This is a genomic window from Devosia sp. (assembly GCF_035944845.1).
Classification (GTDB): Bacteria; Pseudomonadota; Alphaproteobacteria; order Rhizobiales; family Devosiaceae; genus Devosia_A.
Map to the genome: position 1 here is coordinate 37,947 of NZ_DASZAW010000051.1, position 11,736 is coordinate 49,682.

11 protein-coding genes are annotated in these 11,736 nt (G+C 65.4%); 4 read left to right on the plus strand and 7 right to left on the minus strand.

What is annotated here, in order from left to right; translation table 11 throughout:
• Nucleotide 1: 1 nt before the first annotated feature.
• The 3 genes from VGV07_RS08465 to VGV07_RS08475 all read left to right on the plus strand — a co-directional run bounded on the left by VGV07_RS08465 (nucleotide 2) and on the right by VGV07_RS08475 (nucleotide 3,008).
• A complete protein-coding gene (locus VGV07_RS08465) occupies nucleotides 2–940 on the plus strand; it encodes an ABC transporter permease (protein ID WP_326868260.1) in 939 nt (312 codons plus the stop codon).
• Nucleotides 941–1,059: 119 nt separating this feature from the next.
• Complete coding sequence (locus VGV07_RS08470) at nucleotides 1,060–2,046, plus strand: SDR family oxidoreductase (RefSeq protein ID WP_326868261.1); 987 nt, start codon at nucleotides 1,060–1,062, stop codon at nucleotides 2,044–2,046.
• 134 nt (nucleotides 2,047–2,180) lie between these two features.
• Entirely contained in the window at nucleotides 2,181–3,008 is an 828-nt protein-coding gene (locus tag VGV07_RS08475; RefSeq protein WP_326868262.1) for a C40 family peptidase, read from the plus strand.
• Nucleotides 3,009–3,186: 178 nt separating this feature from the next.
• Here the strand turns inward: VGV07_RS08475 and VGV07_RS08480 are convergent, their stop codons facing one another.
• The 7 genes from VGV07_RS08480 to VGV07_RS08510 form a co-directional block, all read right to left on the minus strand.
• A complete protein-coding gene (locus tag VGV07_RS08480; RefSeq protein ID WP_326868263.1) occupies nucleotides 3,187–4,098 on the minus strand; it encodes an ABC transporter ATP-binding protein in 912 nt (303 codons plus the stop codon).
• Nucleotides 4,095–4,913 carry an ABC transporter ATP-binding protein gene (locus tag VGV07_RS08485; protein WP_326868264.1) on the minus strand — a complete coding sequence of 273 codons (819 nt, stop codon included), beginning with the start codon at nucleotides 4,911–4,913 and terminating at the stop codon, nucleotides 4,095–4,097. Before VGV07_RS08485 ends, VGV07_RS08480 begins: the two co-directional genes overlap by 4 nt.
• Nucleotides 4,910–5,797, minus strand: a complete 888-nt coding sequence (locus tag VGV07_RS08490; protein WP_326868265.1) for an ABC transporter permease — start codon at nucleotides 5,795–5,797, stop codon at nucleotides 4,910–4,912. Before VGV07_RS08490 ends, VGV07_RS08485 begins: the two co-directional genes overlap by 4 nt.
• A 3-nt stretch (nucleotides 5,798–5,800) precedes the next feature.
• Nucleotides 5,801–6,778, minus strand: a complete 978-nt coding sequence (locus tag VGV07_RS08495) for an ABC transporter permease (RefSeq protein WP_326868266.1) — start codon at nucleotides 6,776–6,778, stop codon at nucleotides 5,801–5,803.
• A 236-nt stretch (nucleotides 6,779–7,014) separates the two neighbouring features.
• Nucleotides 7,015–8,625 (minus strand): ABC transporter substrate-binding protein, encoded by a 1,611-nt coding sequence (locus tag VGV07_RS08500; protein ID WP_326868311.1) that lies wholly within the window; start codon nucleotides 8,623–8,625, stop codon nucleotides 7,015–7,017.
• Nucleotides 8,626–8,701: 76 nt separating this feature from the next.
• On the minus strand, nucleotides 8,702–9,727 hold the full coding sequence (gene nagZ / locus VGV07_RS08505; RefSeq protein ID WP_326868267.1) for a beta-N-acetylhexosaminidase: 1,026 nt from the start codon (nucleotides 9,725–9,727) through the stop codon (nucleotides 8,702–8,704).
• Nucleotides 9,724–10,584 (minus strand): MurR/RpiR family transcriptional regulator, encoded by an 861-nt coding sequence (locus VGV07_RS08510; RefSeq protein ID WP_326868268.1) that lies wholly within the window; start codon nucleotides 10,582–10,584, stop codon nucleotides 9,724–9,726. The genes nagZ and VGV07_RS08510 overlap by 4 nt, the downstream gene beginning before the upstream one ends.
• A gap of 146 nt (nucleotides 10,585–10,730) precedes the next feature.
• Here VGV07_RS08510 and murQ point away from each other — a divergent pair, with 146 nt between their 5' ends.
• Nucleotides 10,731–11,660: an N-acetylmuramic acid 6-phosphate etherase gene (murQ, locus tag VGV07_RS08515; RefSeq protein ID WP_326868269.1), complete on the plus strand. Its 930-nt coding sequence runs from the start codon at nucleotides 10,731–10,733 to the stop codon at nucleotides 11,658–11,660.
• Nucleotides 11,661–11,736: the final 76 nt, after the last annotated feature.

Consider the following 11,736-nt stretch of genomic DNA (forward strand, 5'->3'; position numbering starts at 1 on the left):
CATGGAGTTTCTGAGCGATCCTGTGCTCTCCGGGTTCATCGCTGCAAGTGTCCGGCTGTCGATCCCGATCCTTCTCGCGGCGCTGGGCGGTATGTTCGCCGAAAAGTCCGGGGTGCTGAATATCGGCCTCGAGGGCATGATGCTGATCGGTTGTTTCACCGGCTTCATCACCGTGCACTGGAGCGGCAACCTTTGGTTAGGCGCCGGTGTCGCGGTGCTGATCGGCGCCGTTGCCGGGCTGGGGCTCGCCTTCTATGCCGTGACGCTCAAATCCAACCAGGTGGTGGTGGGGATCGCCTTCAACCTGCTGATGCTCGGGGTCTCGGCATATTTCTTCCGACTCGCCTTCGGCTCCGGCACCGCCTCGCCGCGGATCACGCCGTTCGGGCCGATCGATCTCGGGCCGTTGGGCGAGATCCCGATCCTCGGGCCGCTCCTGTTCCAGCACGACCCGCTGACCTACCTGTCATTGGCGCTCGTCGTCGGCGGCTGGCTGGTGATGCAACGCTCGACCATCGGGCTTTCGATCAAGGCGGTCGGCGAGCATCCGGAAGCGGCCGAGACGCTGGGGCTCGATCCCGTAGCGATCCGCTATGCCGCGGTGGCGATCAGCGGGGCGCTGGCCGGCCTCGGCGGGGCGTTCCTGTCGATCAGCGCGACGGGCGTGTTCCTCGACAACATGACGGCAGGGCGCGGCTATATCGCGCTCGCCATCCTGATCCTCGGGCGTCGGCATCCATTCGGGGTGATGGTTGCGGCACTGCTGTTCGGCGCAGCGGAGGCGCTGCAGCTCCGGGCGCAGCTCTTGCCGATCGGCCTGCCGCTGCAGTTCCTGATCATGCTGCCTTATGTGCTGACCATCGTGGTGCTGGCGGCCTCGGCTACGCGCAGCGGCGCGCCGGCGGCTTTGGGACAGCCCTACGAAAAGGGTGGGCGCTGACGGTTGAAATATCCCTGCCCAGGTGATGAGGTACGCTCATCAGCACTTAGTGTTTTGTCGCGCTGTCGAACCGGAAAAACTCAGCAACTTTCACCGGCAGCGCTCCAGGGAGGATTACCATGGCTCTCAACGTCCTGTTCGTTGGAGGCACCGGGCAGATTTCGCTGCCTTGCGTCGAGTATGCGGTCAAGCAAGGCCACAAGGTCAGCGTGTTCAACCGCGGCCAGCGTGACGCGGCGCTGCCGGCGGGGGTCACCTCGATCGTCGGCGACATGAAGGATCCGGCCTCCTACCGGAAGCTGGGCAGCATGCATTTCGACGTGGTGGCGCAGTTTATGGTCTTCACGCCCGAGCAGATGGCCGAGGACATCGCGACCTTTGCGGGCAACACCAAACAGTACATCTTCATCTCGTCGGCCTCGGTCTACGAGAAGCCGGCGCGGCACTACATCATCACCGAGAAGACGCCGGCGGTGAACCCCTACTGGGGCTACAGCCAGGCCAAGATCGCGTGTGAGCAGCTGTTGGCCGGGGCCAGGAACCTGCCGTGGACCATCGTCCGGCCAAGCCACACGGTGCGTACCGGGCTGCCGACGATGATGGGCGAGGGCGATATCGTCATCCGCCGCATGCAGCAGGGGAAGCCCGTGATCGTCGCCGGCGACGGCACCTCGCCATGGACGCTGACCCGGTCGAAGGATTTCGCGGTGCCGTTCGTCAACCTGTTCGGCAAGGACGCGGCGCTGAGCGAGATCTTTCACATCACATCCGACCGCGGCTACAGTTGGGACGATATCTACAAAGCGATCGGTCGCGGCGTCGGGCTGACCCCGACCATCGTGCATGTGCCGTCGGACACGCTGGTCGCCTACAACAAGGCCTGGGAAGGGCCGCTGATCGGCGACAAGACCTGGTCGGCGCTGTTCGACAACTCCAAGGTGAAGCGGGTCGCCGGCGATTTCCAATGCTCGGAAGATCTCGACGAGGTGCTGGAGGAGTCGATCGGCTTCCTGAAGCAGCGGCTGGCATCCAATGCCCCGGTGAACATGGAGCTCGATCCGCTGATGGATCGCATCACCTCGGAGCAGGCGGCGCTGGGGCGATAGAGTACTTGCAGCGACCTTTCAGCCGTCGCTCTCCTCCCTTCAAAAGGGGAGGGATTGAGGGAGGGGAGCAGGACGGTGACAGGCGGCGATGGCCGGGCTAGCCTTCGGTCTCCATCCGATCCGAGGATACTGATTTGCTCGATCCACGCCTTACCTTGGCCCGTGACGGGATCGCTGCGCGCTCGCTAGAGGGGACCATCCCTGCGGATCGCTATCTCGACACTACATTGCGTCAGGCGCAGGTTCCGGCGGCGGCCTTGCGCCGTGCTCCGTCCGCCGATGCCGAGCAGCTCGATCAATTGCTGTTCGGGGAGCTGTTCGAGGTGCTGGACGAGGCCGATGGCTGGGCCTTCGGGCAGGCGCATAGGGATGGCTATGTCGGCTATGTCGCGGCGGCGGCGCTGGGGGTGCCGGGCGCCAAACCGACACATACCGTGCGCGCGCTCCGGACCTATGGCTTCAGCGCGCCGAGCATCAAGGCGGCGCCGGTTGGGCTCTATTCGATGAATGCGCCGGTGGCCGAAGAGGGTCGCGAGGGAAGGTTCATCAAGACAGCAGGTGGATGGATCGTCGAACAACACCTGGCGCCGGTCGGTGAGGATGCGCCAGACTATGTGGCGATTGCCGCGCAGTTCGTCGGCACGCCCTACCAGTGGGGCGGACGGGAGAGCCTGGGGCTCGACTGCTCGGGGCTGGTGCAGCAGGCGCTCTACGCGGCCGGCATCGCCTGCCCACGCGACAGCGACCAGCAGGCGGCGATGGGTGAGCCGGTCGAGGCCAGCGCTTTGCGACGCGGTGACCTGATGTTCTGGCGCGGTCATGTGGCGATGCTGACCAGCCCGACCGAGATCATCCACGCCAACTCCTTCCACATGGCGGTGGCGATCGAGCCGCTGGCCGAGGTCGTGGAGCGGACCAGCCGCCTTGGCGGCGGCGAGCCGACTGGGTATCGGCGGATTTGAGCTGGCTTCCCTGGAGCGATCCGCCGATTCCGCCACCTACTCGATGTCATCCCTGCGAAAGCAGGGACCCAATTCACAGCCTGCACCAGCGGATAGATGGGTCCCTGCTTTCGCAGGGATGACATCCGGTGGGTGGGTCAAACAGTGGGCAGACTCGCGATCAGCAGATCCAGCAGCCCTACGCCGGCATCGGCCGAATGAAGTGATTCGGCCCGATCTCGCGTACTTCCGATTGCTCCAGCGCCGACTGGCGGCGGATCACGTCGATGCGACCGAGTTCGTCGTCGAAGCGGGTTTCGGTGAAGCGGCGGTCGGGGTCGGGGACGGCGGAGAGCAAGAGCCGCGTATAGGGGTGCTGCGGGTTGCCGAGCACGCTTTCGGTGTCGCCCCATTCGACGATCTGGCCGGCATACATCACCATGATGTCCTCGGCGACATAGCGGGCGGTGGCGATGTCGTGGGTGATGTAGAGCACCGCGAGCTTCAGCTGCCGCTTCATGTCGTTGAGGAGGTTCAGGATGCCCAGCCGGACCGAGACGTCGAGCATCGAGGTGGGCTCGTCCGCGATGATCACTTCGGGGTTCACCGCGAGCGCCCGGGCGATGCTGATGCGCTGGCGCTGGCCGCCCGATAGCTCGTGCGGGTATTTCGGCAGGATCAGCGCCGGGTCGAGCTTCACCCGGCTCAGCACCTCGGCGATTGCCGCCTCGCGCGCCGCGCCCTTGAGATCGGGCTGGTGCAGCCGCATCGGCCGCTCCAGGTGATAGCGGATCGTGTGCACCGGGTTGAGCGACGAGAACGGGTCCTGGAACACCATCTGCACGGCGCTGCGATAGGCGCGCATGTCGCGCACCGCGCTGCCTTCTACGGCCACGCCGCGGAACAGCAGCCGGCCCTGGTCGGGGCGGTACTCGCGCATGATCAGCCGGGCGGCAGTGGTCTTGCCCGAGCCGGATTCGCCGACCAGCGCCAGGGTGCGGCCGGGGTGGAGCGCGAAGGAGACGGCGCGCGCCGCGTGGACGGTGCTGCCGCCGCGGTGGAACACCTTCGACACATTGTCGAGGGCGAGGATGGGGGCGGTATCGGTCATTGGGTGGCGCCCTCGGCGATCGGCTTGCCGGTGAGGCGCGGGATCGAGGCCCAGAGCTTTCGCGTGTAGTCGTGTTGCGGGGTGCGGTAGATCGCCTGCGCGTCGTTGACCTCGACCAGCTCGCCTTCCAGCATGATGCCGATGCGGTCCGACACCTGCACCATCAGCGCCAGGTCGTGGGTGATGAACAGCACCGAGAAGCCGAGTTCCTGGCGCAGCTTGTGGATGCGCTCGAGGATTTCGCGCTGCACCACCACGTCGAGCGCCGTGGTCGGCTCGTCCATGATCAGGAGTTTCGGGTTGAGCGCGAGGCAGATGGCGATCACGACGCGCTGCCGCATGCCGCCCGAAAGCTGGTGCGGATAGGCGGTGAGCCGGTCGGCGGGAATGTCGACGAGCTTCAGCAGCTCCGCGGCGCGGGCGCGGGCCTCCGTGCGCGACATGCCGGTATGGGTCTTCAGCACGTCGTAGAACTGGCGTTCGATAGATAGCACCGGGTTCAGCGAGTTCATGGCGCTCTGGAACACCATGGCCACTTCGCGCCAGCGCATCTGCTTGAGGGCCTGATCGTCGAGGGTGAGCACGTCGCGCCCGTCGAGCAGGATCCGGCTGCCGGAACGGATCAGCGCCGGCGGGCGATGCAGGCGACTGATGGCGAAGGCGATGGTGCTCTTGCCGCAGCCGCTCTCGCCGGCAAGGCCGAAGAACTCACCCTTGCCGATGTCGAAGCTGACATTCTTGACCGCATGGAAATCGCTGGTGGCGCCGATGTAATCGATCGAGAGGTTGCGGATGGAGAGGACAGGATCGCTCACAGCGTGCCCTCCCCACGGCGGATCAGCCCGGTCCAGCGCGCCAGCATGCCGCCGGTCCTGAGCCGCGGGTTGGCGATCTCGTCGATGGCGAAGTTGATCAGCGCGAGACCGAGGCCGAGCACCGCCAGGGCGAAGCAGGGGGTGAGGATATCCCACCAGGCGCCGACCGACAGAGCCGAGGCATTCTGCGCGTTGTAGAGCATGATGCCCCAGGAGACGGTGTTGGGGTCGCCCAGCCCGAGGAACTCGAGCGTCGCCTCGGTGATGACGGCGAACAGCACGCTGCCGATGAAGTTGATGCCGACGATGGAGATCAGGTTGGGGAAGATCTCGAAGCTCATGATGCGCCAGCCGGGCTCGCCCAGCATCTCGGCGGATTTGACGAAATCGCGCTGGCGGATCGACAGGGTTTCGGAGCGGGTAACGCGCACCCCCCAGGCCCAGGAGGTGAAGCCGAGGATGACGGCGATGACCAGGGGGCTCGCCTGGCCGATAAAGGCGGCCAGCACCAGGAGCAGCGGCAGGTTGGGGATGACCAGCACCATGTTGGTCAAGAAGGTGATGACCTCGTCGACCACGCCGCCCTTGTAGCCGGCAATGATGCCGAGCACGGTGCCGATCAGCGTGATCAGCAGCCCGGCGCCGAAGCCGACGGCGAGTGAGATGCGGGCGCCATAGAGCAGCCGGGTGAAGACGTCATGGCCCAGACGCGTGGTACCGAGCAGGTGGTCGGCCGACGGCGCCTGGTGCGGCCGGCCGACACGCTGGGTCGGGCTGTATTCGGTGAGCAGCGGGGCGAAAATCGCGACGAGAATGACGATGGCGAGGATGGTGACCCCGACCATGGCCTTCTTGTTGCGCAGCAGTTGGGTGAGAAGGGTCATCGGTCAGGCCCGCTTCAGGCGTGGGTCGAGCAGCACGTAGCTCAGATCGACGACGAAATTGGCGGTCAGCATGGCCGCGGTCATGATCAGCAGCGCGCCCTGGATTACCGGATAGTCGCGGGCGAGGATGGCCTGGTAGAGCGTGTTGCCCATGCCGGGGTAGTTGAACACCACCTCGGTCACCAGCGAGCCGCCGAGCACGGCGCCCAAGGAGATGGCGAGGGCCGAGACGGTGGGGAGCAGCGCATTGCGCGCCGCGTACCACAGCATGACGCCGCGGTCGGAGAGCCCCTTGGCGCGGCCCATGACGATGTAGTCCTCGCCGAGCAGGTTGATCATGTTGTTGCGCATGGTCACGGCGAAGCCACCGGTCAAGACGATCACCATGGTCAGCATCGGCAGGGTGCCGTGGTAGAGCACGCTCGAAATGTAATCCCAGCCCCAGGCGGGATCGAGCATCGGATCGGCGGCATAGCCGTTGGGGAACCAGCCCAGCGTGTAGCCGAAGGCAAACAGGGTAATCAGCGAAACCACCACGGCCGGCACCGAACTCGAAAAGATCGAGAGCAGCGAGATGACGGTGTCGAAGCGGGTGCCGCGGCGCCAGGCGGCCATGACGCCGAGCAGCGTGCCGATGGTGAAGCCGATGAGGGTGGCGGTGCCGACAAGGCCGACAGTCCAGATCAGGGCGCGGCCGAGCAGTTCGGTGACCGGCAGCGGGAAGAAGCGGACGGAGCGGCCGAGATCGCCGGTAAAGACGCTCTTGAGGTAGGCGAGATACTGCTCGCCGATCGGCGCATCGATGAAGCCGAAGGTGAGCTTCAGCGCGTTGAGATTTTCCAGCGACAGGTCGGAGCCGGCGCCGGCGAACATCTTCTGGATCGGGTCGCCCGGCATCAGGCGCGGCAGGAAGAAGTTGATGGTGGCCGCGGCGATGAAGGCCGCAAGGTAGAACACCACTCGGCGGAGCAGAAAGGCCATGAGTTACGTGTTCCGCTTGGTCATCGTCGGAGGTGGGCACCGTTCCCTTCTCCCCTCAGGGGAGAAGGTGGCGCGGAGCGCCGGATGAGGGGTGCGATGTGGCGGCCTGCGGCGAGTACCAGCATGCGGAGGGGCTGCACCCCTCACCCTAGCTTTGCTAGTTCGCTGACGCTCACGAGCGCCGCTTGCCCTCTCCCCTGAGGGGAGAGGGGGCGGCCGACACATCATTGCCTGCTTCACTGCGCGACCGGACGCAGTGCCAGGAGCTGGATCAGGCGGCCCGGATTGGCGTTGGAGACCACCGGCGAGGTGATCGGGTTGTCCGCATTGGCCCAGCCGGTAAAGCGCTTGGTGCTGTACTGGTAGAAGGATGGGCTGTTGTAGACCGGGATCACCGGCATGGCTTCGGCCACCTTGAGCTGGATGGCGTCCATGATCGCCTTCTGCTCGGCCGGGTCCTTCACCTGGGTGTACTTGTTGAGCATCTCGACCACTTCCGGGTCGGTCCAGCGCTGTGCCGAGGTGCGGCTCTTGCCGAAATCGGCCGGGTTGAACGAGCGGATATAGGGGAAGTAGGGGTTGGCCGCCGAGGCGATGGCGTTGAGCGACATCGAGTACTTGGCGTCGATCAGGTCGGAAGCCCACACCGATTCCTCAGGGGTCGACATCTTCACGTTGAGCCCGGCCGCCTTCAGCGTTTCGATGGCGATCTGCACCGCATCGATCCAGTCGGTCCAGCCGTTCGGGATCTCGATGTCGATAGCTATGGGCGTGCCGTCCGGATTATCGCGGAAGCCGTCGCCGTCCTTGTCGAGGTAGCCCGATTGCTCGAGCAAAGCCTTGCCGGCCTCGAGGTCGAACTTGCCGTACTGGCCGAACTTGGTGGCGACCTCGGGGTTGCCGAAGGCCTTGTAGAACGAGCCGAGCATCGCCGGATCTTCGTTGATCACCGGATAGCCGTAGCCGGCGATGTCGATGATCGACTGGCGGTCGATCAGCATCGACACGGCGCGGCGGAAGTTGACGTCGTTGAACGCCTTCTTGTTGTTGGCGTCAGGCGTTTCGAGGTTGAGGGTGAAGGCCACGAGGCTCGAGGGCAGGAACCAGTAGTGGTTGTGCTCGGGGTCCTTGGCGACGAAGGTATTGTCGATATCGGGCACGAAGCTGGTCGCCCAGTCGAGCGTGCCGTCGGCCAGAGCCGCCAGCACCTGCGGGTTGTCGGCCAACTGTGGCATGCGGATGCAATCGACCTTCAGGCTCGCGGCATCCCAGTAGTTGGGGTTGCGGCACTGCTCGTAGACCTGCGGGGTGAAGCGGGTGATTTCGGTAAGCGGGCCGGAGCCGACCGGGGTCTCGTTGGTGAAGGTCACCGGGTCGGCAACATCCTTCCAGATATGCTGGGGCACGATCGGCATGGCGACGATGGTGGTGGCGACCAGCGAGTTGGGCTGGGCGAGGTTGAAGCGCACTGTGCGCGCATCGACCTTTTCCACCGACTCCATCAGCTTGGAAACCGAGTTGAAGTCGAGTGCCGGGAACTGCTTCAGGTAGTCGTAGGTGAAAATCACGTCATCGGCGGTGAGCGGCTGGCCGTCCGACCATTTCAGGCCGTCGCGCAGCACGAAGGTGATCGACTTGAGGTCGTCGGCCAGCTCGAAGCTTTCGGCCAGGCGGTATTCCCACTTGGCGCCGGCGAGGCGATTGAAGATCGCCAGCGGCTCGTAGATGAAATCCTTGGTGGTGGCGCGCGCAGAGGTCTGGTTGAACGGGTTGAAGTTGCGCACATAGGTAGTGGTCTGTTCGGAGCTGATGGTCACCACGACCTGCGCACTCACCGGTGCGGTCATCGCGAGCGCCAGTGCGGTGGCCGCAAACAGCTTGCTCTTTAACACTTCCAATCTCCTCTTTGTTTCGGCGCGCGCCCTAAGCGAGGCCGCTCTCTCTGAAAATCCCTTCGACTTCGGCATGGAGTGCAGTGACATCCACCCGAAGGTTACCGCGTTTGCGCGAAGCGCGCGTGATTCGTTCTAGCGTTTGCCCAGTCAGCGGGCGCGCGCCGTCGGCGGCCGAAATGCTGGCCTCGAGGCCGCCCTGGGTCAGCAGCGCGATATCGCAACCGGCAGCAAGCGCGGCAGCGACCCGCTCGGCCGGTGTGCCCTGCAGCGCCTCCATGCTGAGGCAATCGGTGATCAGCACGCCGTCGTAACCGATGTCCTTGCGGATCAGTTCGTAGACGGCAGGCGAAACCGAGGCGGCGCGATCCGGGTCGATCTGCGTGAAGACCAGGTGCGCGACCATCGCCCAGGGGCAATCCTTGAGCGCGACGAATGGCTGGAAATCGGTGGCACGGAGATCATCGAGCCCGGCATCGACCACCGGACAGTCGAAGTGCGGATCGACCGTCACCCGGCCATAGCCGGGAATGTGCTTCATGATCGGCAGGGCGCCGACCTCGAGCATGCCGTCGATCACTTCGCGGGCCAGCGTTACCACCCGCTCCGGGTCGTCGCCGAAGGCGCGTTGGCCGATCACGTCATGGGTGCCGCTGCGGGCGAGATCGACCACCGGGGTGGTGCCGCTGTCGATGGTGAGCTCGGTCATCAGTGCGCCCATCGCCTGGGTCGAGAGGCGCAGGGCGCGTTTTGCCAGGGCCAAATCCCGTTTCGCCAATGCGCCGAACGAACCCATGCTGCGAAAGCTCGGCCAGTTGCCGTTGTCGAGCCGCTGCACCCGCCCGCCTTCCTGATCGACGAAAACAGGTGCATCGGGCCGGCCGACCACGTCGCGGAACTCGGCGCACAACCGCCGCGCCTGGTCGCTGTGGTCGAGGTTACGGCGGAACAGGAACAAGCCGTAGGGGTTCGCTTCGCGCAGGTAGGCGATCTCGTCGGCAGTGAGCTCGTAGCCGGAAACTCCGACGAACAGGGCAAGAGGGGTGGAGTTCGTCATGCGGAATGCTCGGGATGGGTGACGTCGCGGGTGCGCTTCAGCGCGTCGATGGTCTGTTCGTAGCGTAGCCGCGCCACCCCCATGAACAGGCAGTCGACCAGCGCCAGTTGCGCGATGCGGCTGACCATGGCGCCGGCGCGCAATGTGCTTTCACGGGCATGGGTGACGAGCCGTTCCTCGGCGGCGCGGGCCAGGGCCGAATCCCGGGCGCCGGTGATGGCGACGGTGAGTGCACCGTTGTCGCGCGCCAGCTTCAGGAACTGCACGGTGTCGGCAGTGGCGCCGGAATGCGAGAAGCCGATGGCGACGGTGTGCGCCGGCGACATCAGGGCCGCCGTCCAGGCCTCGTGCGCATCGGCCATCAGGAAGACGTTACGGCCGACGCGGAACAGCTTGTGGTGCAGGTCCTGGGCGACGAAGTGGCTGGCGCCGATCCCGAACAGCAGGATGCGCTCCGCCTGGTCGAGCGCCGTGACCACGCGCTCCAGCGTCTTGAAGTCGAGGCTCGACACCGTCTCCTCGATGGCCAGCATTTCGAGCGAGGCGACCTTGGCGGCCATCTCCTCGAGCGTATCGGTGCGGGCGATTTCCGCGCCTAACGTCAGGCCGGAGCCGAACTGCGCCGCTTCCTTGCCGAGCTCGGTGGCGAGCGACATGCGGAGCTCGGCATAGCCGCTGACGCCGACAGCCCGGCAGAAACGCACCACCGAGGCGACCGAGGTGCCGCAGGCCTCGGCAATCTGCGAGATGGTCTTTTCGAGGACGATGGCCGGGTTGTCGCGAATGGCCTTGGCCAGCCGCCGCATGGTCGGCGTGAAACTCGCGGCGGAGGCCTCGATGTTCGACTGAATCCCCATGCCGACATTCATACCCACGCGAAACAAAAGTGCAATGCGTTCGGCTGCACTGAAAACAATTGACAGCGGAAGCGCGGAGTTTCTACCCTCTGCCCACACTCAGGAGCCCAGATGTCACGCACCGAATCGCTTGGAGACGCCCGCCCATGACCGCGCCAAGCAGCGATCGCCGGGTGCTGCTGAGCGAGCTCGAGCAGCTGGTCTCCGAGGAGCGCAATCCGCGCACCATGGGCATCGACCTGATGGCGCCCGCCGAGATCGTAGCCACCATCAACGCCGAAGACCGGCTGGTGCCCGAGGCGGTGGGCAAGACCCTGCCGCAGGTGGCGCTGGCGGTCGAGCAGATCGTCGAGGCGTTCGGCAGGGGCGGCCGGCTGATCTATATCGGCGCCGGCACCAGCGGCCGGCTGGGCGTGCTCGATGCCTCGGAATGTCCACCGACCTTCGGCGTGCCGCCGAGCATGGTGGTGGGGGTGATTGCCGGCGGCCTCGGGGCGCTGGTCAGCGCCGTCGAAGGCGCGGAAGACAGCGCCGAGGGCGGGGCGGCCGACCTCAGGGCTATCGACCTCAACAATCGCGACGTCGTGGTGGGCATCGCGGTGAGCGGGCGCACCCCATACGTGATCGGCGCACTGAACTACGCCAAATCGCTCGGCGCGGTGACGGTGGGGCTCACCTGCAATCCGGACTCCGCTATTGCCGGCCTCGCCGATATCTCGATCGCGCCGCTGGTCGGGGCGGAAGTGCTGACCGGCTCGACCCGGCTCAAATCCGGCACGGCGCAGAAGCTGGTGCTCAACATGCTCTCCACGGCGAGCATGATCCGCATCGGCAAGACCTATCAGAACCTGATGGTCGACGTGCGGACCAGCAATGCCAAGTTGCTGGCGCGCGCGGTGCGCATCGTCATGCAGGCGACCGACTGCCCTGAACAGGTCGCCGAGCAGGCGCTGCAACGCACCGGCAACGACGTGAAGCTGGCAATCCTGACCATCCTCACCGGCCAGGACGTCGAGGCGGCCCGTGCCGCCATGGCCGGTGCCGGCGGGTTCCTGCGTCGCGCCCTCGAGGCGTGACGCGACTATCTGAAGACTAATGACGACCCGGAGCGGCGCTGCCGTTCATGGGAAGATGAAACAGGAGGGACGAACC